The organism is Psychrobacter sp. AOP31-B2-9 (assembly GCF_052378005.1).
Classification (GTDB): Bacteria; Pseudomonadota; Gammaproteobacteria; order Pseudomonadales; family Moraxellaceae; genus Psychrobacter.
The window spans coordinates 1-25,691 of record NZ_JBQSXG010000011.1 but is presented as its reverse complement, the minus strand read 5'-3'; the positions used below and the strand labels follow the sequence as shown (position 1 = coordinate 25,691).

General features: G+C 41.3%; 24 protein-coding genes, 1 tRNA gene and 1 pseudogene. 20 read left to right on the top strand and 6 right to left on the bottom strand.

Going from position 1 to position 25,691, the window contains the following annotated elements; translation table 11 throughout:
- The first annotated feature begins 140 nt into the window (after positions 1-140).
- The 11 genes from ACT3SX_RS02675 (at position 141) to ACT3SX_RS02625 (ending at position 12,878) form a co-directional block, all read left to right on the top strand.
- Positions 141-941, top strand: a complete 801-nt coding sequence (locus tag ACT3SX_RS02675) for an SDR family NAD(P)-dependent oxidoreductase (protein ID WP_442061867.1) — start codon at positions 141-143, stop codon at positions 939-941.
- A gap of 248 nt (positions 942-1,189) precedes the next feature.
- A complete protein-coding gene (locus ACT3SX_RS02670) occupies positions 1,190-2,311 on the top strand; it encodes an FAD:protein FMN transferase (protein ID WP_442061864.1) in 1,122 nt (373 codons plus the stop codon).
- Positions 2,312-2,588: 277 nt separating this feature from the next.
- Positions 2,589-2,834: a (Na+)-NQR maturation NqrM gene (gene nqrM, locus ACT3SX_RS02665; protein ID WP_192520196.1), complete on the top strand. Its 246-nt coding sequence runs from the start codon at positions 2,589-2,591 to the stop codon at positions 2,832-2,834.
- Between the two features lie 436 nt (positions 2,835-3,270).
- Positions 3,271-4,539: an MFS transporter gene (locus ACT3SX_RS02660; RefSeq protein WP_442061861.1), complete on the top strand. Its 1,269-nt coding sequence runs from the start codon at positions 3,271-3,273 to the stop codon at positions 4,537-4,539.
- A gap of 94 nt (positions 4,540-4,633) precedes the next feature.
- Positions 4,634-5,533, top strand: coding sequence for a GDSL-type esterase/lipase family protein (locus ACT3SX_RS02655; RefSeq protein WP_442061859.1), 900 nt, complete (start codon positions 4,634-4,636; stop codon positions 5,531-5,533).
- Entirely contained in the window at positions 5,530-6,255 is a 726-nt protein-coding gene (locus ACT3SX_RS02650; RefSeq protein ID WP_192991934.1) for an ABC transporter ATP-binding protein, read from the top strand. The genes ACT3SX_RS02655 and ACT3SX_RS02650 overlap by 4 nt, the downstream gene beginning before the upstream one ends.
- Positions 6,248-8,863 (top strand): ABC transporter permease, encoded by a 2,616-nt coding sequence (locus tag ACT3SX_RS02645; protein ID WP_226945071.1) that lies wholly within the window; start codon positions 6,248-6,250, stop codon positions 8,861-8,863. Before ACT3SX_RS02650 ends, ACT3SX_RS02645 begins: the two co-directional genes overlap by 8 nt.
- A gap of 144 nt (positions 8,864-9,007) precedes the next feature.
- On the top strand, positions 9,008-9,958 hold the full coding sequence (locus ACT3SX_RS02640; protein WP_192991935.1) for a hypothetical protein: 951 nt from the start codon (positions 9,008-9,010) through the stop codon (positions 9,956-9,958).
- A complete protein-coding gene (locus ACT3SX_RS02635) occupies positions 9,955-10,656 on the top strand; it encodes a hypothetical protein (protein WP_192991936.1) in 702 nt (233 codons plus the stop codon). Before ACT3SX_RS02640 ends, ACT3SX_RS02635 begins: the two co-directional genes overlap by 4 nt.
- Before the next feature lie 358 nt (positions 10,657-11,014).
- A complete protein-coding gene (locus ACT3SX_RS02630; protein ID WP_442061856.1) occupies positions 11,015-12,346 on the top strand; it encodes a valine--pyruvate transaminase in 1,332 nt (443 codons plus the stop codon).
- A 100-nt stretch (positions 12,347-12,446) separates the two neighbouring features.
- Positions 12,447-12,878: a hypothetical protein gene (locus ACT3SX_RS02625; RefSeq protein ID WP_192991938.1), complete on the top strand. Its 432-nt coding sequence runs from the start codon at positions 12,447-12,449 to the stop codon at positions 12,876-12,878.
- A 15-nt stretch (positions 12,879-12,893) separates the two neighbouring features.
- On the opposite strand, the gene ACT3SX_RS02620 is transcribed toward ACT3SX_RS02625, so the two are convergent.
- The 4 genes from ACT3SX_RS02620 to hisB form a co-directional block, all read right to left on the bottom strand.
- Positions 12,894-14,009, bottom strand: coding sequence for an SH3 domain-containing protein (locus ACT3SX_RS02620; protein ID WP_192991939.1), 1,116 nt, complete (start codon positions 14,007-14,009; stop codon positions 12,894-12,896).
- 94 nt (positions 14,010-14,103) lie between these two features.
- The gene (locus ACT3SX_RS02615; RefSeq protein WP_192991940.1) at positions 14,104-14,478 is read right to left on the bottom strand and encodes a hypothetical protein; all 375 of its coding nucleotides are present in this window, start codon (positions 14,476-14,478) and stop codon (positions 14,104-14,106) included.
- Positions 14,479-14,793: 315 nt separating this feature from the next.
- A complete protein-coding gene (hisH, locus tag ACT3SX_RS02610; protein ID WP_192991941.1) occupies positions 14,794-15,438 on the bottom strand; it encodes an imidazole glycerol phosphate synthase subunit HisH in 645 nt (214 codons plus the stop codon).
- On the bottom strand, positions 15,438-16,085 hold the full coding sequence (hisB, locus tag ACT3SX_RS02605; RefSeq protein ID WP_192991942.1) for an imidazoleglycerol-phosphate dehydratase HisB: 648 nt from the start codon (positions 16,083-16,085) through the stop codon (positions 15,438-15,440). Before hisB ends, hisH begins: the two co-directional genes overlap by 1 nt.
- Before the next feature lie 313 nt (positions 16,086-16,398).
- Between hisB and ACT3SX_RS02600 the strand changes: the two genes are divergently transcribed.
- Positions 16,399-16,821 carry a hypothetical protein gene (locus ACT3SX_RS02600; RefSeq protein WP_442061854.1) on the top strand — a complete coding sequence of 141 codons (423 nt, stop codon included), beginning with the start codon at positions 16,399-16,401 and terminating at the stop codon, positions 16,819-16,821.
- 122 nt (positions 16,822-16,943) lie between these two features.
- Positions 16,944-17,019, top strand: a tRNA-Phe gene (locus tag ACT3SX_RS02595).
- A gap of 90 nt (positions 17,020-17,109) precedes the next feature.
- On the opposite strand, the gene ACT3SX_RS02590 is transcribed toward ACT3SX_RS02595, so the two are convergent.
- Complete coding sequence (locus ACT3SX_RS02590; protein WP_442061852.1) at positions 17,110-17,451, bottom strand: hypothetical protein; 342 nt, start codon at positions 17,449-17,451, stop codon at positions 17,110-17,112.
- 101 nt (positions 17,452-17,552) lie between these two features.
- On the opposite strand from ACT3SX_RS02590, the gene ACT3SX_RS02585 reads away from it, so the two are divergent.
- Both ACT3SX_RS02585 and ACT3SX_RS02580 read left to right on the top strand, forming a co-directional pair.
- Positions 17,553-18,053 carry a DUF4385 domain-containing protein gene (locus ACT3SX_RS02585; protein ID WP_442061849.1) on the top strand — a complete coding sequence of 167 codons (501 nt, stop codon included), beginning with the start codon at positions 17,553-17,555 and terminating at the stop codon, positions 18,051-18,053.
- A 270-nt stretch (positions 18,054-18,323) separates the two neighbouring features.
- Positions 18,324-19,004, top strand: a complete 681-nt coding sequence (locus ACT3SX_RS02580) for a phosphoglycolate phosphatase (protein ID WP_442063499.1) — start codon at positions 18,324-18,326, stop codon at positions 19,002-19,004.
- A gap of 95 nt (positions 19,005-19,099) precedes the next feature.
- Here ACT3SX_RS02580 and ACT3SX_RS02575 read toward each other — a convergent pair.
- A pseudogene (locus tag ACT3SX_RS02575) lies at positions 19,100-19,543 on the bottom strand (ATP-binding protein); the annotation flags it as partial.
- A 140-nt stretch (positions 19,544-19,683) separates the two neighbouring features.
- Here ACT3SX_RS02575 and ACT3SX_RS02570 point away from each other — a divergent pair.
- Genes ACT3SX_RS02570 through ACT3SX_RS02550 form a run of 5 tightly spaced genes read left to right on the top strand, consistent with a single transcriptional unit; the run spans position 19,684 to position 25,365 of the window.
- Positions 19,684-20,328, top strand: coding sequence for a TnsA endonuclease N-terminal domain-containing protein (locus ACT3SX_RS02570; RefSeq protein ID WP_225736915.1), 645 nt, complete (start codon positions 19,684-19,686; stop codon positions 20,326-20,328).
- A complete protein-coding gene (locus ACT3SX_RS02565; RefSeq protein ID WP_192523537.1) occupies positions 20,321-22,471 on the top strand; it encodes a Mu transposase C-terminal domain-containing protein in 2,151 nt (716 codons plus the stop codon). Before ACT3SX_RS02570 ends, ACT3SX_RS02565 begins: the two co-directional genes overlap by 8 nt.
- On the top strand, positions 22,471-23,370 hold the full coding sequence (locus ACT3SX_RS02560) for a TniB family NTP-binding protein (RefSeq protein WP_442067283.1): 900 nt from the start codon (positions 22,471-22,473) through the stop codon (positions 23,368-23,370). Before ACT3SX_RS02565 ends, ACT3SX_RS02560 begins: the two co-directional genes overlap by 1 nt.
- Complete coding sequence (locus tag ACT3SX_RS02555) at positions 23,370-24,533, top strand: TniQ family protein (protein WP_192523539.1); 1,164 nt, start codon at positions 23,370-23,372, stop codon at positions 24,531-24,533. Before ACT3SX_RS02560 ends, ACT3SX_RS02555 begins: the two co-directional genes overlap by 1 nt.
- Positions 24,484-25,365, top strand: a complete 882-nt coding sequence (locus tag ACT3SX_RS02550) for a hypothetical protein (protein WP_192523540.1) — start codon at positions 24,484-24,486, stop codon at positions 25,363-25,365. Before ACT3SX_RS02555 ends, ACT3SX_RS02550 begins: the two co-directional genes overlap by 50 nt.
- Positions 25,366-25,691: the final 326 nt, after the last annotated feature.

Below are 25,691 nucleotides of genomic sequence, written 5' to 3'. Positions count from 1 at the left end.
ACATAAAAAAAGAGCCTCACTTGAGGCTCTTTTTTATTGCTAAATAACTTACCTTAAAGAATAAAACAACAAATCTAAATATCAAACGCTCTTCTTTATCCTATATTATTAATTGTTTATTAGCCTGAGAAAGGATTCTTATGAAAACCAAATATAATGCATTAACTATCTGGATAACGGGGGCTTCTAATGGTCTTGGTGAAGCACTAGCCATTGCCTTTGCCAAACGTGGGGCAACAATTATTCTGAGCGGGCGTGATGAAGCAAAGCTACAGGCTGTTAAAAAACGCTGTAAACAAAGTAAGAAACACTTCATCGTAGCTTTTGACATTAGCGATGCCAATCAAACAAACGAAGCCTATAAGTCTGCTCAGCAACAAGCAGGAAAAATTGACTGGCTTATTAACAATGCTGGTATCAGTCAACGCTCGCTTATCATGGACACAACTGAAGACGTCGAACGCAAAATCATGGAGATAGATTATTTTGCGCAAACCCGTCTGACCAGATTGCTATTACCAGATATGCTCGAACAAGGCGGTGGTAAAGTGGTGATGGTATCAAGTGTAGCAGGGTTGTTAGGTACACAATATCGCGGTGCTTATGGTGCAGCCAAAGCCGCGCTTCATATGTGGGCAAACAGTCTACGCGCTGAACTGTATGAACAAGGAATAGAGGTCGCGACAATATTCCCAGGGTTTATTCAAACCAATGTCTCTATAAATGCTTTGACTGGCGACGGCAGCACGCAAGGCACGATGGATGAAGCAACCAGTAACGGACTGACCACGGCTGCATTTGCCAAGCAAGTCGTAAAAGCACTGACTAAAGATGAAGAATATATCATCGTGGCCGGTACTAAAGAGAAACTGGCGACCAGAGTCAATCGATTATCACCGCCCAAGCTTTATAAACTCATCCGTGAGTCAGAAGTGACATAAAAAAGCGATAAAGACAGTTTTTACAAAATCTCCAAATATAGCCCCGTGGTATTAGCTACGAGTATCTAGGACGTATCTTTCGCTTATTCGATAGTCATCTAACTGATGATAAAAATGAAGACACACCCTAGCATGATGAGTACAAGTACTTTTTACGCTCAAAGCGATTGGCGTTATTGGTGGCAAGAGGTGTAGAATAAGCACCTTATTCAAAGCATCACTCACCTTCCTGCTATAGCAAAAAGCTTATGAAAACGACCATAATTTCTAACAAAATGATTCACACAGGCTATGGCGCCATTGCTCTCGCTGGTGTGCTTAGTCTCACTGCTTGCCAGCAAAAAACGCTAGATTACGATTATCTGGCTGGTGAGACCATGGGTACTAGCTATCATATCAGTTATCAGCTGCCTGCTGATGTCGATGAAGCGGCTATACAAGCATCGATTGATAAGCGCCTAAAGCAAATCAATGACAGTATGTCTACCTATCAAACAGACTCGACCATTTCTAAATTTAATCAGTTGGGTAAAGACACGCCTACCCCTATCGATGCAGATTTCAGCCGTGTGCTTGATGTCTCACGTATAGTCTATCAGCAGTCTAACGGTGCATTTGACCCAACCGTCATGCCCTTAGTAGAAACATGGGGCTTTGGTAGCACTATGACAGTGGATCGCTTACAAAGTCCGCCAACTGCCGTAGAGATTGCTCAAGCAAAAGCATTGGTAGATTTTGATAGTATTATAAAAAAAGACCAAACCGTCTATAAGACCAAAGATAGTATCGGGCTTGATTTTTCAGCCGTTGCCAAAGGCTATGGCGTCGATGTGATCGCTGACGTATTGAGAGACGATTACAAAATTCGTAACTATATGGTAGAGATCGGTGGAGAGATTTCGACAGCTGGTGTTAATAATCAACAGCAGCCATGGCAAATTGCAATTGATGCGCCAATTCAAGGCAGTACCGTCAGCGAACGTCAGACGATATCAGTGATTCGCCAGCCTATAAATACTAATAATAAAATGCATTTAGCCACATCTGGCAACTATCGCAATTCGGTGATATTTGATGGCAAGCGCTATAGCCACACGATTGACCCATCTACTGGAAAGCCTATCGCTGGTGGCGCACCTTCAGTGACTGTTGCTGCAGATTCCGTGGCACTAGCCGATGCATGGGCGACGGCCTTGACGGCAATGCCATATCATAAAGCACTAGAGATTGCTAAAGCACAAAACCTAGCAGCCATGTTTGTCGTCTTAACCGATGAGGCAAAAACGAGTCATACTGATGACAGTATCGACGATTGGCACGTGGTAGAAACACCTGCGATGCAAGCGTTACGCGCTGATAAAAAGCTTTAGACTTTATGTCTAATAATGAACGAACACCATAGGTATAAACGAGTGAAACAAAAATTTGTTATACTGCTATCTAGGGTGTGCAATTAATTAGCACATTGATGCAATTTATGGCTTTAAAATGGCTAAATTTTAATGCTCATAATCTAATTGGTGATACGCCCTAGATACTACTTATTTTATTAAGTATGTAAATAATCTTTAAATATATAGATAATATTTAAGATGTATCGTTATCATAAAGATAACTACCCTATTTTTGAGAACTGAGGTGCTCACCATGCTTAGCCAATTGCTTCCCATGCTCGCTATTACATTTGCTGTATTCGTCCTGTTTTTTGTCTTTATGGGCATCGGTTATATGGTAAAAAAGAAACCACTTAAAGGGTCTTGTGGTGGTGTTGCTAAACTGATGGGTAACGAAAAATGCTCATACTGCGGTGATGATCCCAATAAGTGCGATTCTATCGTCGCTGAACAACAAGAAAACGCGCTTAAAGCGGCTCAGTTAGGCAAGTCAGTATAAACTCAATGTAAAATTGTCTAACCTAGAATGACAATGATTAGGTATCAAAATTTTACTGTGTATTGCCTAAAAAATAGCCACTGCCAGTACCATATTAAAATGTTACACACTCTAGTATTTGCCTGATATCTGTTCTTATAATAGTGCCACGTCCTTTGAAATAGGCTGGCACTATTTTTATTGTGTTATGCTTTATAGTATGACTCAGATCGCAATACACTTTTCAAAGTTACCACTCTTATATTATATCTACCCTGCTTAATAAGATGGCAAGCTCGTATCTCTTACGTTCTATAAATACTTTCTAATTTACGATTTTAGTTTACGATATCAGCCACTTTTGGTGTGCGTTTTCTTTGGTGTCATTTGCAAGCAATGATTCTTCAGTGCTGTTAAATGACGTGTTTTTTCTTATTCTAATAATAATCGTGCTGCTATGCCTACCTCTTCTAACTCAAAAATTAATTTGCCATCACAGCCTCATTCTGACAATGCCTCGCCATTGAAGCCACCCTCTTCACGCTTTATTTTTTGGCTTGTGTTATGTGCCATGGTTCTACTTGCCAGCAACATGCGAGCGCCTATCGTGGCGCTAGGCTCTATTGCACCAGTGGTAAAAGACGCACTCCATATCTCAGAGACACAAATTGGCTGGCTGGGTGCGGTACCCATGCTATCTTTTGCTATTGGCGCACTCGTCTCACCAATGATTGGCAAGCGGTTTGGGCTAGAAAATACGCTTATTATAGTGATTGCGCTATTGACCACAGGGATGATTATTCGTAGTGTTGTGCCAACTTGGCATTGGTTTTTGGCAGGTACGTTATTATTGACACTGGCTATCGGTTTTGCCAATACGTTAGCAGCACCAGTTATTAAGCAGCGTACCCCACAACATATCCCGCTGATTACTGGTGCGTTAAGTCTCACGATGACTATATCAGCAGGTATCGTCGCAGGTGTAATATTACCGTTATCTGAGCAGGCAGGTTGGCAGTGGGCACTTGGTGGCTGGGCCATATTGGGCATCCTCGCCCTCGTACTGTGGGGGTTTTTACGGGTGCGTTTGGGATCATCTAACCATCAAGCAGCACTCCTACCAACGTCAAGCGCTTCCGACATATCAATATGGCGTATGCCGTTTTCTTGGCAGATCGCGGTACTGATGGGTTTGCAGTCTTTATTGTTTTATACCGTGGCCAGCTTCTTACCTTCCATTTGGGCCAGTAAAGGATTGTCAGCGGTACAGGCGGGGCAAATGGGCTCCGTATTTCAGTTTATGGCACCGTTATCTATTTTGAGCTTAACGTGGCTCGTCAACCGTGGTCGCCCTATTCAAGCGTTAGCAGTGGTTGCCGCTGTGCTAAATGTCATTGGCATATTGGGTGTCAGTTACCTCTCAACTGACTTAGCATGGTTATGGTCAGGCATGATGGGCATGGGCTGTGCGGCAATCTTTACCCTATGTATGATGTTGTTCTCTATGCGCACCTATACGACCAATCAAGCGAGTGAGCTGTCAGGTATGGCGCAAGCAGTCGGTTATGTCCTTGCGTTTTTTGGACCATTAGGTACTGGCTGGTTACATGAAGTGACGGGGAATTGGGATTTACCACTGCTGCTTATTTTAATATTGATGGTTATTAACGTTGGTATTGCTTGGCTAGTCAGTCGTCCTGTTATGGTCGATGGTAAAAAGTTTTAATACTTACGATTAGATAAAGTAACCTTAGGATAATATTGATATTCTTCTTATTTTGCTACACTGTTTAAATTACATATAAGACAGAATAACTATTATGAATCTACCTTCTCGTTTTTCTCGACATCTGCCAGCAATGGCAACGCTAACCATAGCGTTAGTCATCGCTGGTTGCCAAAACAGCTCCGAGCCAACTGACGCTACCGATGCGCAAAATACCAGCTCGCAAAGCACTGATGTACAAAGTGCTGATTCAAACAACACGGGTTCACAAAGCCCTGATTCAGAAAACACTGAGGCGTCAACCGCTAATGCTCAAACCAATAACAATCAAGTAGCGGCTGAGTCTACAGACGGACAACAGTTCACCTCGCCACTGACGATATTAGCGCTTGGTGACTCACTGACTGAAGGGCTAGGAGTCGATGGTGACGCCAACTACCCTGCGCAGTTAGAAGCCAGCCTAAAAGAGCTCGGCTATACCAATGCCAAGGTCATCAACTCAGGCTTGAGTGGTGAAACCAGCACTGGCTTGGTCAATAGACTGGATTGGGTAGCACAGACCGAACCTGATATTACTATCTTGACGATTGGTGCCAATGATGCCATGCGTGGCCTAGATGTAGCGACCATTGAGGAGAACATCCGTACTGCGGTTAAGCGTCTGCAAGACAATGGCAGTGAGGTAATCTTGGGCGGTATGTCGATCTATGACAATCTAGGTAATGACTATGTTTCTGCGTTTTCAGACATCTACCCTCGTGTGGCAGAGGATATGGATGTCCCTCTTATTCCTTTCTTTTTAGAAGGCGTGGGCGGTGATCCTGATCTCAACCAAGCAGATGCCATTCACCCGACCAAAGATGGCTACACGATTATCGTCAATGACAATATCTTACCTATTTTAAAGCCTGAGCTTAAAAAGCTGCAAGCCAGCAATACCGCTGATGCAACAGCGTCAACCACTACTAACGCGCCAACTGAGACCATGCAATGACATCATCACGTTCTGCTGACAAAGCACCGCCTAGCACGACAGAAAAAGCCTTATTGACCGCCTCGCATTTAAACAAAACTGTGCAAGTCGGTGAACAAACATTATCCATCATTAAAGACGTAAACGTTTATATCAATGCAGGCGAGTTTGTGGTCATCATGGGTAAGTCTGGCTCTGGTAAATCGACCTTATTAGGACTATTAGCAGCATTAGATTACCCAGACAATGGCACTGTCGAGCTGGCAGGTCAAATGCTCAGTAGCCTTGATGAAGATGCCCTAGCGGCTATCCGTCAGCGTGATATGGGCTTTGTGTTCCAGTCATTTCACCTATTGCCAACCTTGACAGTAGCTGAAAATATTGCCTTTCCGCTAGATATCGCACGGCAGCCAAACCCTGCACGAGTCGATGAATTAATCGACGCTGTTGGCCTCGGTCACAGACGAGACAGTTTACCCAACCAATTATCTGGCGGTGAGCAGCAACGTACTGCTGTCGCCCGAGCACTGGTATCGCATCCAAAAATCGTATTCGCTGATGAACCTACGGGTAACTTGGATGAGCAAAACGCCGATCAAGTCATGCAGCTATTGTTAGATTTACGACAGCAAGTCGGTTCGGCATTGGTGGTCGTGACCCATGACCCTGCACTGGCTGAGATGGCAGACCGCGTCATTACGATGCATGATGGCATCATAGATGGATCAGCTGCTAATGGATAAGCCTTCTATAGATACCAATGGCAACACCGACGCTCTGACGCAAGACAAAAGTAGCAACCCTTTCAGTACTCGTACGTTAGGTGCACAGGCTTTGTCTCGCAGCTGGTGGCGACGCTGGGTATATCCGCTGCTATTCTTACTCACGTTGATGCTATCGCTTGCCACTTATCTGACGTTGGACTCTATCCAACAGTCAGTAAATACCTATGTCAATGACAATCAGCTGGCGCTCGTCGGTGGTGATTTAATACTAGAAAGCAACCAAGCATGGCCTGAGGAAGTCTTGGCACAAGTCCAGACATTGCCTGATAGCCAAACGGTTTATGATTATCAATTCAACGCCATGTTGGTCGCAGCAGACCAAACGCTGTTGGCTCGTATTAAAGGCGTCACGGCTGCTTATCCTCTATATGGTAACGTCGAGCTGGCGTCGGGCAAGCCACTCTCCGAGCAGCTGAGTACCGATAGCGTGGTCGTCGCGCCGGAAGTGCTGAGAAGCCTAAACGTCGATATCGGTGACAGCATCACTATTGGTGAGGGAAAATTCACCATTAGTGATGAGTTGATTAGAGAACCAGATCGCCCGCTGACCGCCTTTGGCTTCGGTGGTCGTGTCATGATGCAGCAAGACGCATTAGAATCGACCAATCTCATGGGGCAGCGCAGCCGAGTCAGTTATCAAATCGAGATGGCAGGTACGCCTGAAGCGATCGCCACTCAGCGTGAACAGCTGACACAGATGCTGGTCAATTATCCTGAGATTGAGCTGTCTGACTCTACCTCAGAGGAGACATCTGTCTCACGCATCTCTGACAATGTATTGATGTTCCTAAAATTGCTAGTCATTGCTGTTCTCTTATTGTCTGCGGTTGCCATGTATGGAGTGATTACTGCGTTTGTGTCCAAGCAGCAATCTAACGATGCCATACGCATGGCGCTAGGTGAGACCAATCGTTCGATTAAACGTAGCTATTATTGGCTGCTATTAATCATGGCAGCCTTGGCCTGCGTCGCTGCCGTGTCGCTGAGCCTTGTACTGCTCAAAATTGGTCAACCGTATCTGACGGCCATACTGCCAGCAGATCTGGGACTGGCTATTAATCCGATTAGTATCTTCAAAACCATCGTCATCGCCCTTGTCATGACGCTACTGATTACCCAGCGTAGTCTGCGCGCGCTTGGTGGTACAAAGCCTGCGGTATTGCTAAATCAAGCGTCTGATCAATCATCAAAACGCCTGTCTTGGCAGCAGCGGATACCATTCTTACGCTATGGATTACTACTCATCGGCCTCTACGCCTTCCTTGCTTACGAAGTGCAATCTTTAGCATTGGGCGCGCAGATACTGGTTGGGTTGATTGTATTCATTGCGGTATTTTGGGCACTGGCACGTGGTTGGCTCAAGCTGCTGGCGCGCATCGCCACTGGCAAAAAAATCAGCTGGATGCAGCGTATTGCGATTCATAATCTAGCGCGTAAAGGCAATCAGTCAGCGTTGTTCTTTGTGACATTGTCATTATCCGTTGCGGTATTGACCCTTATCACGTCGATTAACCATAGTATCAATGAGCAGTTTATCAATGCGTATCCTGAAGATGCGCCAAATCTATTTTTATTGGATGTACAGACCGATCAGCACGACAAGATAGACAGTATTATCAAAGAGCCTGTCACTTATTATCCAGTGATTCGAGCACGTATTGGCACGGCTAACGGTGTCGAACCCAAAGATATCGACGCGCCTGAAGGCGAAGACGACCCGACTCGCGTGTTCAATTTAAGTTATTCCGATACGATCATGGACACAGAGTTCATTACTGAGTCGCTGACTGACGATGCGCTTTATACTCCCATTGAAAATCAGGATGCGAGTGCCTCTGCGATTTCGCAAGTGCAGCCGCTGTCTATTTTGGACACGGCAGCCGAGATGCTAAATGTCGGCATGGGTGATCAAATCAGCTTCAATATTCAAGGTATCGAGTTGGTCGGAGAGATTACCAGTATTCGCTCGCGTTTCGAGCGTGGCCCGAGTCCATTTTTCTACTTCTTGTTTGAGCCTGAAATACTGGCTAGCGCACCGCAAATCCAATTTGCGACGGCGCATGTCTCTGCCGATGATATCCCTGATCTGCAAGGTGAGCTGGTACGCGAATTCCCCGCTGTGACCAGTATCGACGGTACGATTATCGCGGAGCAAGTCCAAGGGTTGGTCGCGCAGATGAGCCGCTTGGTGTATATCTTTACTTTGCTCGCCTTGCTGACGGGCATCATGGTGCTCATCAGCTCGCTACTCTCTACGTCACAAGATCGTATGAAAGAGAGTGCGTCGTTTAGACTACTGGGTATGCAAAAGCGTGACTTGTATATGCTCAATATCTTAGAGCTGGGTGTGCTTGGGATTAGTGCGGCGACATTTGCGGTGATTATCGCCACTGGCGGTGCTTGGCTAGCGGTTACTCAGTGGTTCAATCTACGCTTTAGTGTGCCGTGGGCAAACTTAGGACTTGGCGGCATTGCGTTAGTTGCCTTGCTGTTTGCCATTGCTATTATATATGTGAGATTGGTGATTGGGCGCGGAATTATGGCGCGGGTAAGGGCGATGGTTTAGTGAAAATTCTAAGTCTTTTTATAATTTAACCTTTAATTTCAAGACCTAAACAAATAGACCGACCTTATGTTACTCAACACTTGCTAGTAGAATAGCCATCATATATATTGACATACCAAAATATTTCTAGCGAATAGGGTTTTTATGGATATACCGAGTAAAGAGGAAGTTATAGATTTTGTACACAAGAACTTCGGCCAAGAAAGCTCTAAGAATCTAAAAAACATCAGTAAAGGCGGAAATAACAATCAAAAAGGCAGAGACTACGAAAACCAATTCTTGCTTTATAAAACTTTTGAAATAGCCAATAAGTACCCTCATAGTTGTGCTAATCAAATCGTTGATTCTCAAGTCATTGGTTTTGTAGATGATATTTGTCATATTGACTATGAGATAAGTACAAAGTACAATTTTCAAGCTAAAAATTCGTCTGGAGATGCGGCTAAGTGGACAGATGAGATTAGCAATCGTTTCCGAAAACAAAGAAGTATTGATGCTAATCTTTTTAAGGTTGACACCACGGAGAACTGCTTATTAGTTTCGAGCAAAAAACATGCCTCAGAGAACCAAGAGAGAATCCCTATTGATTTAAAGAATAATGATACTTGTGAATACTTTGAGTTTTACCCAAACATATATGACCTAGTTCGCAATACTGATTTGTATCAATATATTGCCAAACTTATCGAACGTCCTTCTAGTTCTGAGTGTGATTATGCTGCTATCTTAATAAATGGCGTTTTGCAGGCTGGAAAGCATAAAACTATTAAAGATATTTTCAAGCAAGCAGAGTCTGATGCGAACCCAAATCCTTTCATAAAATTTCGTACCCACACTGCTAAAATTCCTAATTGGGTACAACAAATATTGACAAAATATTCACATTGTGTTGTGTATAGTTTAAACTATGACAAGTTGATCCTTGATGTAAACGGAATGAAGGTAACATGTAGTGCACAGTTTCTAAGAGAAATTCCTGAATCCGTAATGAAGAGCACTACAAATATTCAAGAATTAGTGAGCTTGATGCTGTCGGTTACTGGTTATAATATTATGAAATCTCTAGAATCCTCCAATATGGGAGAGATAAAATGAGTAGAATTTACACCTCTATTGCTACACCTGAAGCACAAAAGCAACTTAACTGTCTTTTGGAAAGCTCAGATGTGCCTAAATTATATCAGTCAGCTATGAAAGAGTTAGGTAGACTCCTAGCTGAAGCTATTTTACCTGATTTTATAAAACATAAAAGTACTGAGGCTATTGTAGTTTCAACTGCCGAAGATGCTGATTATCTCCAGTATGGCGTATCAGCTACATTGAAAAGCAATAAGGTAAATACTAAACTCGCTGTATTTTGGAATCATCATTACCAGTTACCTAGCCAAACTAGCGTAGCACCAATTCTTCATAGCTTTATTGAACCAAACTATGAAGATATAGATAATGTTATAATCGTTAAATCTGTTATGTCAGGTAGCTGTGTGGTTCGTACTAACCTTATTGAGATGTTAGACAAAATTAATAAGATTAATAAAATATATATTCTGTCACCTGTAGCTCATGAAAAATCTGAACAAAAATTAAAGGACGCTTTTCCAAAGGAAATTTCTAGTAAATTTGAGTTTATTTGTTTCGCTATAGACGATAGAAAAAATAAGGAAGGTGAAGTTGTTCCTGGTATAGGGGGCCAAATCTATAACTTATTAGGCTTAGATAACCAACCAGCTCTTACAGGATATATGCCTAATGTAGTTAAAGATCTTGCTTTTGCCGATTTAGAATATTCTTGAATAACTAGAAGCTTTGGAAGATACTACTATTTTAAATAAATAATTCCTTTTTCTTGCTTCGGAACAACTAATATTAAACTAGCACCTTACTCAATAAATAAAATTTATTGACTAGTTATTTACTCCTTTTCTAAACACCCCTACTAGAAATTTTCTTAGCCTCACAAACCCAAAACGCCTTCTATTCATTTAGAGGGCGTTTTTTGATTCGTTCAACGTATCAGCATATAAACCAATATCAGCCATGCAGTTTGCTTATTTATTGGGGGGATTACCTAGCCCTCATTTGCTATACTAGCCTAACTTTTATCAATCAAATTCCTTATTACAACATCCTCCAAAACAGCATGGTAGTCTTATGAAATTCTCAAAGTTCGGTCAAAAATTTACCCAGCCTACTGGCATCTCACAATTGATGGACGATCTAGGCGACGCGCTAAAAAGCGATCAGCCAGTCAATATGCTGGGCGGTGGTAACCCTGCCAAAATTGATGCCGTCAACGAGCTATTCCTAGAGACTTATAAAGCGCTTGGTAATGACAATGACGCAGGCGTGCCCAATAGTAGCGCGATTATCAGCATGGCAAACTACTCTAATCCGCAAGGGGATGCCGCCTTTATCGAAGCCTTGGTTGGCTTCTTTAACCGTCATTATGATTGGAACCTCACCTCAGAAAACATCGCCCTGACCAATGGCTCACAGAATGCGTTTTTCTATCTGTTTAATCTGTTTGGCGGCGCTTTCGCTGATGAAAGCAATCAAGATAAAACAAGCGAATCTATCGACAAGTCCATTCTACTGCCATTGACCCCTGAGTATATCGGCTATAGCGACGTGCATGTCGAAGGTCAGCATTTCACGGCCGTACTGCCACATATCGATGAAGTGACTCATGATGGCGAGGACGGCTTCTTTAAATATCGTGTGGACTTTGACGCATTAGAGAACTTGCCAGCACTACAGGAAGGTCGTATCGGTGCGATTTGCTGCTCACGCCCGACCAACCCAACTGGCAACGTGCTGACCGATGACGAAATGGCGCATCTGGCCGAGATTGCCAAACGTTATGACATACCGCTTATCATCGATAACGCTTACGGCATGCCCTTCCCTAACATCATCTACTCTGATGTCAATCTAACGTGGGACGACAATACGATTCTATGCTTTAGCCTCTCTAAGATTGGCCTGCCTGGTATGCGTACGGGTATCATCGTTGCGGCTCCTGAAGTCATCGCTGCCGTTAGCTCGATGAATGCCGTGGTCAATCTAGCGCCGACGCGTTTTGGTGCAGCGATTGCCACACCACTAGTAAAAGACGACCGTATCAAGCAATTATCAGATGACGATATCAAACCGTTTTATCAACAGCAAGCGAACCTAGCTGTGAAGCTGTTAAAAGAAGCATTGGGTGATTACCCACTGATGATTCATAAGCCTGAAGGCGCGATTTTCTTATGGTTGTGGTTTAAAGACTTACCGATTAGTACGCTTGAGCTATACGAACGTCTCAAAGAAAAAGGCACGCTTATTGTGCCAAGTCAGTATTTTTTCCCTGGTGTCGATGTCAGCGATTATCAGCACGCACATGAGTGTGTTCGCATGAGTATCGCGGCTGACGAGCAGACGCTGACTGATGGTATCAAAGCGATTGGTGAAGTGGTGCGTGAATTGTATGATACAAAATAGGCTTTGCAAGTGAGCTGAGAGTTGCAATCAAACCTAGTATAAAAGTATTCGAAAGTCTTTACGCCAGTTACCGCCATCACATTACTTTAGGAATCATTAAATGAGATTTATATCAGCTATAGTCTTACTTCTAATGTCTGGCTGTAGCTCTGTACATTCCGATAGCGCCAACTATAAAGTTTTGATTCATGGCAATGAGGAATGCCGATATGACTATGCTGTAGAAGACTTCTGCGACGAATATAATCAAATATCTTATGAAAATGCTGACAAGACTATCAATTTTGATAAAAATAAAATTTTAGTGTTTCCGAAAGATAACTTTGGTTATTTAGTTGTTATAAACCCAGAAACTCAAATAGTTTATCCTTTTAGATACTTAGTTAATTATAAAAAACTAAGTTTTTCTAAAGATTCTAACGAATTCTGTATAGAGGGAGATATCTCTGCTTATCGTGATGAGGATAGTGGATACTTCTGTTTTGAGTTTACTGAAAACAACTTTGAGCGCATTTACGATGCTACTCGCTAGTATTTAGCCTAACAATTATAGATTTACCTTTATCCTAATATATTGAAAAGTATCATTAAGATCATTAAAGTTGCCGTTTTCTTTCCAGAAGGCGGCGCTATGAGTAACCGCTAAATATAAATAGCCGTCTCTTGCCCAAAATATGTCTTTTGGCTCCTCCATAGGCATCCAATGCATAAATCCTGCACTCATAATCGGGATGATGTCTGTTCCCTTAATTCTATACAGCTCTAGATCGGTGTATTGCTCATATGGGTTGGTATAGGCTGAGATGATATATTTTTTATTGGGCGAGATATGAGGATAATCTATAAACGTCTGCGTCGTCTCACCCGAATTTTTATCAATCATCTTATAGTCACCGCTTTCCCAGTAACCTCCACTGACCAAATACTGATTTAACGGGGCAATCTGACCTACGTACTCAAAAATCTGATACCCATCATTATCTACATTCTTATCAGTGAACGTTACTACCTTGCCAGCAGTTGGAATGGATATCACCCCATTTCTCTTTTTAATACTTTCATCTTTTGATAAAATATCAACGGCAAGTGGACGTTTTTTCTCAAAAAAAGCCTTATCAATCAGCTCTATTTTCAGGTAGTCGTTAAGTGCTTTCCCATCTTCAAAAGACTCGTAATCTTCGCCGACGGATAGATACGCTAGTATGTTTAAGTCTTCAGCAGTCAATACCACCTTATCAAAGGTACCAACATCACTTTTTTTGATATAGACTTTCTCATCTTGATTAGCAGAGACGTGTCGACCCTCATCATCTTCATATTCCCTATGTACCACCGCTTTGATACCGTACCACTCTTTATTGTCTTCAATGACGTCTAGTTTCTCACCAAAGATATAGCTTTTCACCTTTCGAGCAGCGCCGCTTGGTAACTGACGTGCGATTGCTCCATCTTTTGCCGTCACGTAGACTTGCTTCAATACAATCGTATCATCATAGTCAATCTCGATACCATCACGATTGTATTGTGCCAAAAGTGCTGCCGATATGGGTTTATTGAGGTCGATGATGACGTCTTGATTTGCCACTGCTGAATGATAGCTAAATGTCATTAGACATAGAACGATAGAAGAAAAAATATGAGTAGGTATTTTAAATGAAGGCATGATATGGACTGCTATGTATTTTATGAACCTTATACCATAAAAATCCCACTTAAGTTCACTTTATTAGCATTTGACAGAAAATTGCTTCGGCGTGTTAGCGCTGCTTTAATAGTTTACTTGAGGAGTTAGACGAACGAAATATCTTCGTCCATTTGTTTAAGCCATACAGCACATAGGACAGCATGCAAGTATTAATCAGATCACGAATACTCGCGACAATCTGTTTACGGTTTAAACCCGTTAGACCTAGCGATTCAATCGTTTCTCGATTGTCCAGATATTCACCCAACAGCGCAATACAAGTCATGACAATCAAAGCGACAAACGCTCGAATACCTTGGCTTTTGATGATAGGTCGCAGTAGCACTAGACACAGCAAATACACACCGACACCGACATAGATATGCAAGGCATCTTTTGCCAGCCCTGTCGCTTCGATAATACTCATTTTAAAGGCGGTAAAATCCACGATATATTCCAAATATAAACCAGTAGCAAACAACTAAACACAAAAAAGAGCTTGCGACCATGCAAACTCTCTTGCGCGAGGATAAAACATAACCCACTCGACTGCCAAATCAAATATCTAGGGCGTGTCCTCACTTTAAAAAAAGTCACTTTAAAAAAGAAGTCATTTTGAAAAAGGAGACAAATGGCAGCCAAATGAAAAAGTCATTACAGATAATATCGAGATATTAACAAGTTGCTTGATGCAGTTTGGTAACGATTTGGCTATTTTTAGCTTATTTAACCCTTATGATTCAGATTTAGGACACATCCGAATTTACACATCCCACTCGACGAAGTTCTTTAACAGCTGCAAGCCAGCAGTGTGGCTCTTTTCTGGATGGAACTGCGTTGCAAATAAGTTATCTTGGATAACACTGGCACAAAACGGCTGACCATAGTCACATACCGCAGCCACTTGTGAGCGATCGGCAGGCTCGCAGTAATAACTATGGACAAAGTAAAAATGCGCCTTGTCTTCGATACCAGTCCATAATGGATGATCAAAATCCATACCACTGATGGTATTCCAGCCCATATGCGGTACTTTTATCGTTGCACCTTGCTGATCTGTCCACGTCGGGTCAAATGCCTCTACCGTGCCCTTTAAGATGCCAAGACAGTCGGTACCGCCATTTTCAGCAGACTGCGCAAACAGTGCCTGCATGCCCACACAGATGGCCATGACAGGTTTGTTAAATACAGCGTCGCGTATGACTTCATCAATTCCTGCCTCATGCATGCCAGCGATACAGTCACGCATGGCACCGACACCAGGGAAAACGATTTTGTCTGCTGCAGCGACGACTTTTGGGTCGTTGGTGATAGAGACGTCTGCCCCGACCACTGACAGTGCTTTACTGGCGGAATGCAAATTGCCCATACCATAATCTAATAGTGCTACTTTGATTACTTTAGCCATTAAAACGCCTCTTTGGTCGATGGCAAGGTGTTTAGCGCACGCTCATCATATTCGCAAGCCATACGCAGGGCGCGAGCAAATGCTTTAAAGGTAGACTCGATTTGGTGATGGCTGTTTTTGCCCTTCAAATTGTCCAAATGCACAGTCATCCACGAGTGGTTGACGAAGCCATAGAAAAATTCGCTAAACAGATCAACATCAAATTTACCCACATGCGAGCGAGTAAAAGGGATATCCATGTGCAGGCCAGGACGACCTGACAGATCAACAACCGCACGGGTTAATGACTCATCGAGTGGCGCATAAAAATGCCCATAACGACGGATGCCTTTTTTGTCACCCAATGCTTTATTAAACGCTTGTCCAAGCGTAATACCAGTGTCTTCTACACTATGGTGATCATCGATAAAAGTATCGCCGTTACATTTAATCTCTAAGTCAAACAAACCATGACGCTTGATTTGATCAATCATATGATCCAAAAATGGTACACCAGTGTCTACCGTGCCTTGACCAGTCCCATCAAGATTGACGGTACAAGTGATTTGCGTTTCGGCAGTGATACGCTCAACGGTCGCGATGCGCTCGGGGCGGCCGTGTAAGTTTGCATTTTTTGGTGCATTTTGCTCAGTTGCGTTGGCTGTCATGGCTACTCTCTATCAGTTTTTTATCAGTGAAAAGCGGTCAATAAAATAGGACGATAATACGGCCCAGTCTTTAAATAAGTGAATAACAAAAAAATCTATCAATGGTTACGTATGATACGAACAATATTATTGTCTACACGCCTTAGGCGTTGTCTACCTTCATCATAGCAAACCCTAACATTTACTGCTATGTCCAAGCCGTAAACCACGCACAAATTTACGTCATTCTGCTAAAATAGTGACTTTAGTTTTATTAATCATAGGCGATGACAGTGCTATGATGTCATGCTATATACAATTATAGGACTCCACCATGCCCTTAGAAGCGATCGCTATCAATAGCTTGGATGCACCACTGATTAAAAAACCTGCCCGCGAAAACGAGCTAGCAGAACGCCTGCACGCTTTGTATGACAGCGAAGACACTCAGCCTAGCGGCACAGAGGTACTCAGTCTCATTGAGCAAGGGTTTAAGCGTGGGCAGTATCTCTATGTCGGTATGTTCAATGATAAGCCGATCGCTGCGGTCGCCTGTTTTGATGATGGACAGACCAATGCTAAGCGCTTGCAGTATTTAACGGTGCATGCGCAAAACCGTGGCCGTGCCATTGATGCCAAGTTTATTAAAATGGTCTATGATGCCGAAGTAAAGAAAGGAGTACGTGAGTTTGTCCCTGCAGATACTGACATTCATCGTATTATGAGCGAGTATGAGCTACTACGGGTAAAAGACTGAATCGAGCGCTGATACGGTTAATTTTGCCCATATCTGACTATTTATCGTCTTTTATCAGATATAATGCAAAAACTACTTGACAGTAGCGCTTATATTTAGTTTAATAGCGCCTCAACGAAGACGGCTCGATAGCTCAGTCGGTAGAGCAACGGATTGAAAATCCGTGTGTCGGCAGTTCGAACCTGCCTCGAGCCACCATTCGTTTAAGAATTCTAAAAAGCCCCAGACATTGTGTTTGGGGCTTTTTTTATGTTTGGATTTTATACCTAAGGATATTTTAAACCACCTTTACACGTGCTTGTTTAATAACAACTCACATCGCTCATTTGAATCTAAGCTATAAACCGTCGCACGGTAATCAATACCATGACGCCCTTCAAAAAATACCACCCGATCACCCACTGCTAAAAAACAAGACGTACGAGCATTATAAATAAAATCATCAATCACAAATGCTTGATCACGATCTATCTCGCTTACGGTGTACGTCTCTCCTTCAGGAATCAGTTTTTCGAACCACGCACTATAGGCCGCATTAGTGGTTAGTAGGCCCATCAGTACTGTCGATATCATAAGTACATTTTTTAATGACTTTATGAGAATCGAATAAGCGATAGATATTTTATTCATGATTGGTTTCCTGATGGTCACAGCTGAACAACATTTTTAAGCTATTTTTTCAACAACTCGGTTCAGTATACTAAATATCGATATGCTGAACAGGTGATATTATGCGAGAGTTTGATTACGACTTGGATTATAAACATTTAGATCTGCGCGCACAGCCTGAATTGTATCGTGTCGGACGCGGTGAGCAAGGCGTGTTACTGGTTGAGCCATACAAATCGGAAATACTACCGCACTGGCGCTTTGCTACTCCTGATATCGCAACCGAGAGTAGCGATACTATTTATCAAATGTTTTTAGATTATTTGGCTGATGATGATTTTATCGGTGCTGATATGGCTCGTAAATTCATCCAAATGGGCTATACCCGTGCTCGCCGCTATGCCAACCACAAAGGTGGCAAAAAATATAAAGGCGCTGTCCCTGATGATAAAAAAGGTCAAAGCGGTGCGCATGGACGTGACGAGCTACCACGGCAAGTCGAAGATCCTATCAAAGCAGAGTCTGCCCGTATATTTAAACAAAAATGGGACGAGTGTCGTGAGAACAAAAAGTATCTCAGAATGAAAAAAGAGCATCGTGAACGTTATAAAGAGGTTGAGTAGTTACCTCTGTTTGTCATATTAAAAAATTAAAAAAGTGAACTCTCTCACCCTAAAAGATGGCTGTGCTAAGGTATAGTGCAAAGCTCTATAGTCAAAGTATGTTTAAATCGCTACAGTGCTGCTGGGATAAATTTTTCGCAGCCTCTGTGAATACAGCAAGCAAGTAAAATTTGTACCAGTAACACCATAATACAATCATATCGGTTTTATGTTTCTTTGACTATATACCACACACATAACAAATATAACTGTTTCAAATAGCGAGGAATAATGGATAAGCAACTGTTAATTTTTGATTTCGACGGAACACTCATCGATAGTGTGCCTGATTTGGCTGATGCGACTAACGCTATGTTAACCACGCTGGGCAAAGAGACTTATCCTATCGAAACGATACGCAACTGGATAGGCAATGGCTCAAGATTACTGGTCGAGCGCGCGCTAGTGGGTAAGGTAGAAGTATTAGCAGGCGAGCTAACGCCCGAAGAGGCTGATCACGCAGAGCAGGTATTTTTTGAAGCTTATAAAAATCTTAGTGGTAGCAAAACTGTCGCTTACCCAGATGTCGATAGCGGACTGAAGAAACTGAAGGATGCAGGTTATACACTGGCGTTAGTCACCAATAAACCCATTCGTTTTGTCCCAAAAATATTACAATCCTTTGGTTGGCAGGATTTGTTTAGTGAAGTGCTAGGCGGTGATAGCCTCTCAACCAAAAAGCCCGAACCTGCGCCGCTATTGCATGTCTGTGAGACGTTGAATATCTCATCAGAAAAAGCCGTGATGATTGGTGATTCTAGAAACGATATATTGGCCGGACAAAACGCCAATATAGACACGCTTGGACTGTCTTACGGCTACAACTATGGACAAGACATCCGTGAATTGAATCCGACCGAAGCATTTGATAGCTTTAAAACGCTACAAGACTACCTGCTTAAACAAGCATAATCCCAAAAATTTTCACAAGGTTAGTCGCATTTCGTTTGGCTTACCTTGTGGAGCTTATCTTTTGGGAATGTGGGACTTATCTTGTGGTAATAGAGTCACTTACTACGATAGCTCAGCGCCTCAGATACATGAGCACTGGTGATAGTGTCGCTATCAGCAAGGTCAGCGATAGTGCGAGCTACTCGTAACACTCGATGATAGCCACGAGCAGATAAATTTAGGCGCTGCTGAGCCAGCTGTAATAGCTGCTGTTCGCCCTCTCCTAGTTGGATATATTTGTCAATCTCGCTAGGGCTAAGCTCATTGTTCACTTTACCCTGACGCTGTATCTGACAGTCGTGTGCCTTCGAGACTCTGTGGCGTACTTGTTCGGAGGCTTCTCCCGCTCGTGCATTTTGCAAATCTGCAATCGGTAAAGCAGGTACAGTGATATGCAAGTCAATGCGATCAAGCAACGGCCCTGATAGCTTGTCTTGATAGCGCTTAATTTGCTGAGCACTACAACGGCAGCGCCCCGAACCATCGCCATCATAACCACATGTGTAATAATCCCAAATTACTGGCACAATACCCTTCAATATCACCTCTTTTCTATTCCAATACCTACCAATTAAATGACAAACATATACCAAATAGCTGTCATAAAATTTAATAAATGCTAAATAAGCGACAAATTATTATGAGACAAATGCGCAAAATAAAACCGACTAGAATGAGCGTATCAGGAAGAATTCCATATAAAGGCAGATCATTACCTTATGAATCAACTTTAGAACGCGATTTAATCACAGTTCATGCCTTTCGAGAAGACGTGGAGGATATAGTTGCTCAACCAATTACTATACCCTTCGTCAAGAATGGTATTACTTATAAGTACACCCCTGACTTTTTTATCAAGTTCGTAGAAGGCTCTGGTAAGCCAAATATGATTATTGAGGTTAAACCACATGATCTATGGCAGGCGAACTGGAGAGACTGGTCAGATAAGTGGAAGACGATGCAGCGCTACTGTAAAGACAATGGTTATGTATTTCATATCTATGATGAGAGTCGTATCAAGAATACAGCTTTAGACAATATCAATCTCTTAATGAAGTTCAAAAACTCTGCAATCGAAGAAGAGGATAAGGAAGCGGTTTTAAAGCAGGTTAGGCTTATGGGTACAACTACCATAGATTACCTATTAACCCGTTTTTACATAGGCTCTTTCTTGCGAAATCACGGATTACGAGTAATTTATCATTTACTTGCTACTAAACGATTAAAATTCAATTTATTCCTTAAAATTAATGACTTAACAGAGGTATGGGTGGATTATGAATAATAGTAGAATTATAGAAGCTGATTCATCTATCTTCGACAGGCATTTAGATGATTTTCAAAAACTAGGTATCGATGTAGATACAATAAATGAGTCAACACCAACAACGAAAGGGTATGGTTTCATGATTGACCATGATGATGAGGGTTTAGATAGATTTGAAATCAGGCGTGGACGTATTGATTTGCGTAAAGGAAAAACCTATCTAAATAAGTCTGATAATAAACACTATGAGCTAGTCGAGTACTTAAACGAGAGTACAGAGGTCGTAGTTCGTAGTGTTGAAACGGGTAAAACCAGTATTGTTAACATACAAAGTTTGTCAAATATTAAAGATCAGAATAATGATCATATCAATGTCGATATCAGTGCTATTGGCGATGAAGAGTGGCAAAAAGCACAGTCGAAGTTTGAGGCGATCAAACCTATTATCAATACTGAGCATAGCCATAATCATCGAAAATTGATAATGAAACGCTCAAAGGAGATTAATGTTTCAATTCGTTCATTATACCGCTGGATTAAGCAGTATCAGGCTGTTGGTTCTATTGCAGGACTGGTAGAGAAAAAGCGAGGTTGGAAGGAAGGTGACTCACGTCTAACCAAGGCTCAGGACGATGTTATTCAAAGAGCTATAAAAGCATTTTATTTGACTAAGCAAAGGGCTAGTTTAGAGCAGACTTATCGTGAAGTTTTTCGACTTTGCTCTATGGAGAAAATCGATAAACCAAGTAAAAAAGCTATTAAATTACGCATTGATCAAATTTCAGAGTATGAACAGCTTAAAAAGCGTGGCCAAATAGAGCAAGCTAGAAAAAAATTCAAACCCACGCCTCATTCTTTTCCTAACGCAGATTACCCATTGAGCGTGATTCAAATAGACCATACACCTGTTGATTTGATGCTAGTCGATAACGAACACCGGAGATCCATTGGTAGACCATATTTGACACTAGCTATCGATGTCTATAGCCGAATGATTACGGGGTATTATTTATCATTAGATCCACCGTCAGCAACCTCAGTTGCAATGTGTGTCGCAAGAAGTATCTTACAAAAAGAAAGCCTTTTACTTGAGCATGGTATTGATCATACAGAATGGCAAGTGTATGGCTATCCCCAAAAAATACACGTTGATAATGGTGCTGACTTTCGATCAAACACCTTGGCTCGTTCGTGCGAAATTCATGGGATTAACCTTGAATTTAGACCAGTAGCAAGACCTCAGTTTGGTGGACATATTGAACGTCTCATTGGTACGTTTATGAAAGAGGTTCATGGCATCAACGGTACAACATTTTCTAATATTAAGGAAAAAGACAATTATGACTCTGAAAAAGAAGCAACACTTACCTTAGATGAATTTGAGGTTTGGCTTCTTACCTTTATAACCAAGGTTTATCACAAGCGAATCCATAGCACTTTAGGGCGAAGTCCTACGGAAAAATGGTATCTAGGTATTCATGGAGATGGTGAAAGCATTGGTACAGGCTTACCATCATTACCAGAAGACTCAAAAACCTTACTATTAGACTTCATGCCAAGTTTTGAGCGAACCATCCAGCATTTTGGCGTGACTATAGACTCCTTACGCTATTACGACCCCTGCTTAAATATTTTTATTAACGCCAAAAATAAAGATGGAAGTAAGAAACACTTTTTATTCAGACGTGATCCAAGAGACATTAGTAAAATTTGGTTCTACGATCCAAGTTTACACCAGTACTTTACAATCCCCTTTGCTAACCAGCAGCTACCAAGTATGAGTCTGTGGGAATATAAACAGATTCGTAAGCAGATTTCTGATAAAGGGAATGAGTATATAAATGAACATCAAATTTATGAAGCTTTAACCGAGATGCGAGACTTAATCGAAGATTCTTCTAAAAAAACGAAGTCTGCTCGTAGACAAGCGCAACGTCAAAAGACACATGCAAAAAGTCAAACTATCGTAGCCAAAACAATAATGGCGAGTAAAAGAAACAATGCCAATACTAGCAGCGATCTAGAACCGACTAACAGTGATGATATTCAAACAAACTTACAGCCATCAATACAAGCTTCTAAAAAACCTGAAAAGAGTGTCGTTGAACAAAATGGTCTACTTCTAGATACGACTGATTTTGATTTTGGAGATATTGAATAATGAATGAAATTATCACTGATAACAAAACGTCTTACCTCCATGTATATAAAGATTTCCGTCATCTTGTAGAATATTCTGATGACGATCGATTAGATTTTATTAACGAAGCTCGCTGGGTCAATTATGAGGTAGCAGACAATATAATTTTAGAGCTAAACGGACTTTTGAGGTTCCCAAAAAGACTAAGAATGCCTAACCTTTTAATAGTCGGTGATTCAAATAACGGCAAAACCAGTATTGCTCATCGTTTTTTTAGAAAACATGGCATGCCAATCGAAGAGAATGGCATTTTAGTCAAGCCTGTTATTTTTGCAAATGCTCCTTCAAGCACTAATGAAAAAGACCTCTATATGTCTATTCTAGAGGCACTTCATATGCCCTATAGAACGAAAGATTCAGCATCTTCATTGCTCTATCAAGTACTTCATTTATGCCGCGAGTATCAAGTCAAAATGATCATGGTTGATGAGCTTCATTCATTACTTACAGGTACACCAAGACAGCAACGTCAGGTAATGAATGCTTTGAAGACATTATGCAATGAATTACAGATACCGATTGTCGGTATTGGAACGCAGGATGCGAAACGTGTACTACACACTGATCCTCAGCACGCTAGTCGATTCGATATCGTAGAAGTCCCTCTTTGGAAATTAGATAAAAGATTTCAAGAATTACTTTTTCGACTCGAAAGTGTTTTTCCGCTTAAGAATCCATCAGAATTGCATCAACCCAAAACTGCTGCCCTTATTCATGCCGTTTCAAAAGGAAATTTAGGCAATATTCATAGGCTTCTGTCAGTTTGCGCCAAAGATGCCATTCTTAGTGGCACAGAACAAATTACCGAAGGCATTCTGACTAAAAATAAAGATGTTCGCTCAACCGAAGGACTCAGGTAATGGTTAGCGTAAAACCATTACCCGTTGCTACGCCTCTTTTAGATGATGAAAGCATAAGCTCATGGTTACTACGGGTATCTTTAAATCAAGGCTGCGACCTTTCTACAATTCTTTTTTATCACTGGTCTAAATACAATTTGCGTCATCATGATTTTGATAAAGGCTTTAATCATATTAATAAGCAAATACATCAAGATATGGCTGTACTTGCTCAAACTGATACTAAATTTTTTGATAATAGAAGCTTGATACAGTTCAATGAAGATATTGGATTAGAGTATCGACCAAATATTAGCCTTACTTGGGTGTTACCTATTCCCAAATTTCATTCTAAAACGATGGTAGGCCATCAATATTGCGCTCAATGTATGCAAGAGGACAAAAGTGCGTATTTGAGATTAAAGTGGCGATTTAGTTGGATTGTTTACTGTGAACAGCACTTAATTTCACTACAAAGTTCGTGTTCTAGCTGCGGATTGCCGTATCAACCACATTTGATCAAAGCGAATCACCGATTTATCAATAGATGTCCTCATTGTCGAGAAAAGCTAAGCGCTGAAGCAGTAAATCAACTTTTATGTACAGATGCTTATGAGTTTCAACTGAAGGCTGAACAAGTATTGAGCGCTAATCAAGCAATAGTTTTTGGACATTCAATAACTTCTGGTGACTGGTTTGAGCTGACATTATTTTTCATCAACCTCATAAGAAAGAGTACTTTAGAAAAAGAATTAATCTATAAAAATTTAGTAGAAACCCTTGGTATATGTGGTATCGATGGTCTTAGGCTAAGCAAAACTAGAACGGGGCTAAAGTTTGATTACTTATCCTACGAGGAAAGAGTAATGCTTATCGCCTACGCCAACCAGATGCTCAAAATAAAATTTGATGACTGGCTATTAGCTTGTAAGAAAAATAATTTAACGCAAAATAGCTTTAGGTTGGGTAAGCGACCTATCATACCAAAAGCCTTTTTACCTATCTACAATGAGCTTCCTTCAGCTGTAAAGCGTCAAATTAAAGCAAACAGGATATCTGCTAAACCTAAGTCAGCAAGGGCAGTTAATAATTCTTGGGAAAGAATGCAATTACGAATTGAGAAGTTGAAAATATATGATAAATCAAAACCCAACAAGAGAGCTAGAAGAGCAACTAAGTCATAGTATATTCCAAAGCTACACTGATTTTAGTAAATTTCTTCGTAGTCGGACGGGCAAAAGAAACTTCGTTGCCCCTGCATACAGGTTTGATGAGTTTTTCAAAGAATGCGACTTACAATGGGGCAAGATACCCTCCTATAAGATTATAACTCACACCTTTGATAATCACTTTGTCCAAAAAAATATGCCTGTACTTGGATGGCTTTTAAAAACTCGTCAAATCTTTGTCGATGATACAACAGAGCAAATTATTATTTCACAAGCAGCTATCCAAGAAATGTTCGTCGCCTTTGATGGTGATCCACCAAGCATACTGCAAGAATACTTACTTTTTTTGAATCAAAGACAGAAGCGTCGTCAGAGTAAGCCAAGTTCTGTTAGAACGGTCTTTCAACCCATAATTAGTTTATACCACCACTATGGCTTACAAGGCTGCCAAAAGCCGTCACAAGCTCAAATAGATAGGTACTTGATCAAGAATAAGGGACATATAACGGCTATGATTTCTTTTGTTCAATATTTAAACAATCATAGCCAGTTTAATCTCGTTTGTAAACGGGCATCTAAGCAAATACCAATTAAGCCAGCTTATAGAATAGTTGGAGATAAGGATCGGCAAAAATTTGAGAAGCGATTTATAGCACTAGCTATGTTAATCAGGCCGTTAAGCGATAAGGAAAAGATTCAGTGGATCAATTATGGTATTAGGTATTTTCATCGATTCCTCATCAGTATAAGAACGCTATCAGATGTAGATATCAAGCCATGTGACGAGTATGAGAATTTAATGCTAGTTCAATACGACAACAAACAATTTGCATTACCTAAATTTTAGTTAATTTTCAATAACTTGAATATGAGAGACTGCATAAAAATGCTTATTCAACGTTCAAGACTAAAGTTTACATATATAATATGTGTTCTTATTGAACAAATATAGAGTTTCTAGTGTAGAAGATAATTCGCCTTCTCTAGAAATTCTTATGGAAGGGTTTTATTTATGAAAAAATTAATTTTAGCAACAGTAATATCTGTCTTTGCAATGTAGTCAAACGGCACTGTGAACCGCCCCGACTTTATCGGAGGCTGATCTACTTGAGTCAGGCAGCAATGCCTGACAGGGTTAAATTATCATAATACCGCTTTTCAAACTCAAAGGGT